1 protein-coding gene is annotated in these 2,664 nt (G+C 41.1%); it reads right to left on the bottom strand.

The features are described from left to right. Positions 1-236: 236 nt before the first annotated feature. Positions 237-2,471: a primosomal protein N' gene (gene priA, locus G322_RS0118620; protein WP_028866742.1), complete on the bottom strand. Its 2,235-nt coding sequence runs from the start codon at positions 2,469-2,471 to the stop codon at positions 237-239. Positions 2,472-2,664 lie beyond the last annotated feature (193 nt).

Below are 2,664 nucleotides of genomic sequence, written 5' to 3'. Positions count from 1 at the left end.
TACCTCATAAAAAAGCCGAATATATGGCTGCAATGCACTCTATTTCAACGATCAAAATTGTCTTGCAATCGGAGAGGGTCCATATATGGTATAAATAGTGTTAGATAGATAAAAGGGAAGCATTGCTTCCCTGTTTTGTATTTACACCGTTAGGATTACATCCTCTATTGAGTAATGAGAATGAACCTATTTCATCTCTGTTATGAAGCTGCGGACATAACCAGAACTCAGGTTAACTACACAAAATCAATTGGATCTACATCAATCGACCATCTTACTTTACGTCCCTCTGGTAATTTATCGAGCGAAGGTAACGCTTGCTGTAATGTTTTACTGATCAGCGCTCTATTGTCCGCTTGTAATAACAACTGAAAACGATATTTTCCTGCACGGCGCTCCATTGACGCAGGAATGGGGCCTAATATAAACAGACGATCATCTATCTTATTAAGCACTGTTATTTGTGTAATGACCTGTTTACATAACCCTAAAAAGCTTTCTGCTAAGGTGGCATTTTCACACTCTGCGCGCAGTAATGCTTGAAAAGAGAAGGGCGGTAACATCGCCATTTTTCGCTCTGTTAACGCGTGACGAGAAAACTCTGCATAACCACTATTAACCAATTCTTGCAATAAACTGTGCTCAGGATGATGCGTTTGTAATAAGACTTGTCCACGTTTTTCAGCGCGCCCTGCACGACCTGAGACTTGTGTAAAAAGCTGTGCTAAACGCTCACTGGCGCGGTAATCGTTACAAAATAGCGCGCCATCAACATCAATCAACGCCACTAAAGTGACATCGGGGAAATGATGTCCTTTGGCTAACATTTGTGTGCCCAGTAAAATCTTATATGTACCATTGTTAATATCGGTTAAATATTGATTAAAGCTCTCTTTTTTACGGGTATTATCTCTGTCAATACGCACCGTTGAATATTGCGGGAACAGCTGATTGAGTGTTTCCTCTAACTGCTCTGTGCCGACACCTGTTGAGATAAGTTGTGTTGATCCGCACTCATCACACTGCTGTGGAATGGGCAGTGTGGAGGTGCAATGATGGCAATGCAGATAATTTGCCGATTTATGATAGGTGTAAAACGCATCACAACGACCACACTTTACTAACCAGCCACATTCGTGGCACATTAAAACAGGCGCGTAACCACGACGATTTAAAAACAGAATGACTTGATTGCCTTTCTCAAGATGTTTGCCCATTAACTCAATTAACTGTGGTGATAATCCCGATTTTAGTGGCAAACCTGCAAGATTAATTAGGCTACTTGAAGGTGGCTTTGCATTGCCTGCGCGCTCAGTCAGGTGCAGATGTTGATATCTTCCCGTTAGCGCGTTGTGTAGCGTTTCAAATGCGGGCGTTGCTGAACCCAATAAAATAGGGATCTGCTCAAGGTGCGCACGTTTAATGGCAAAATCACGTGCATGATAACGAAAACCATCCTGTTGTTTAAAAGAAGCATCATGCTCTTCATCTAAAATAATCAAACCAAGATTTTTAAAATCACTAAAAATAGCACTGCGTGTACCGATGACAATGGCTGCACTGCCTATTTTTGCATGGCACCACGTATCGAGTTGTTCGCGGGCATTAAGCGCTGAATGTTTGAGGTAGATAGGCACATTAAAACGTTGCTGAAAGCGTTGCACTGTTTGTGGGGTGAGACCAATTTCTGGCACAATTAATAATACCTGTTTACCTTGTTGTAAAATTGGTTTAATGATATTCAGATAAACTTCGGTTTTCCCACTGCCCGTTATCCCCTCTAATAAAAAACAGTTAAAGGTTTTGTTTTGCTGATTAACGGCAGTAATCGCAACGGCTTGCTCAGTGGTTAATATCGGTTTTTCATCACTCTCTAAAAAACTTTCAAGCCAGTTAATATTGGTTTGTGGTTGTTTATCAACAGGGCTAATAATGCCTTTATCTTGTAATGCCTTTAACGTGACGCGGGTGATCCCTTGGTTTTTTAGTGCACTAGTTGATAAACACAAATCGCCCAAAACAGTGAGTGCTTGATGCTGTTTTTTAGCACGTTTTAGTTCATCTAAATTGACCTGTTTATCCGTGAGCAACCAATGTTCGCTGCCTTTAAACGTTGCTTCTTTACCTTGGCGCAACGCGGTGGGGATCGCCTGTTGGTAAACATCACCAAAAGGGTGCTGATAATAAAAAGCCGCCCAACGTAGTAGTGACCATAATTTTTCACTTAGTAGCGGGCTATTATCAATCAGTTGAGTGACTTTTTTAAGCTTATCAATGGCGTAATCAAGCGGTGGGTTAAGCTCACAAATTACCCCTATCATCTGCCGTTTTCCACCAAAAGGCACACGTACCCGACAGCCTACTAACTGTTCGATATTTGCTACATTAGCAATATAGTCTGGAATCAGATAATCAAACTGTTTATGTAAGGGGATAGCGAGCGCTACGCGACAGATAATCGGTTTAGTCATCGGCATTTCATCAAAATGAAAAAAACTATTATAGCATTTAATAAGTTGGGTCAGATCAAACTTAATATGCACAAAGTTAAGTTTGATCTGACCCGACTTTATTAGGGGCAGATTCAACCTTGAAGTGCATAACCGCTACGCCACTAGTGCGGTTATGTGTCCTGCCATCATTTGAAGCGGGGTTTTAAAAAAA

The organism is Psychromonas hadalis ATCC BAA-638 (genome assembly GCF_000420245.1).
Classification (GTDB): Bacteria; Pseudomonadota; Gammaproteobacteria; order Enterobacterales; family Psychromonadaceae; genus Psychromonas; species Psychromonas hadalis.
Note: the sequence above shows the minus strand (reverse complement) of the source record. Positions and strands in the feature narration are given on the sequence as shown.

Excerpts from the sequence above, each read along its gene's own strand:
- priA (WP_028866742.1), bottom strand. The coding sequence starts at position 2,471 with ATGACTAAACCGATTATCTGTCGCGTAGCGCTCGCTATCCCCTTACAT.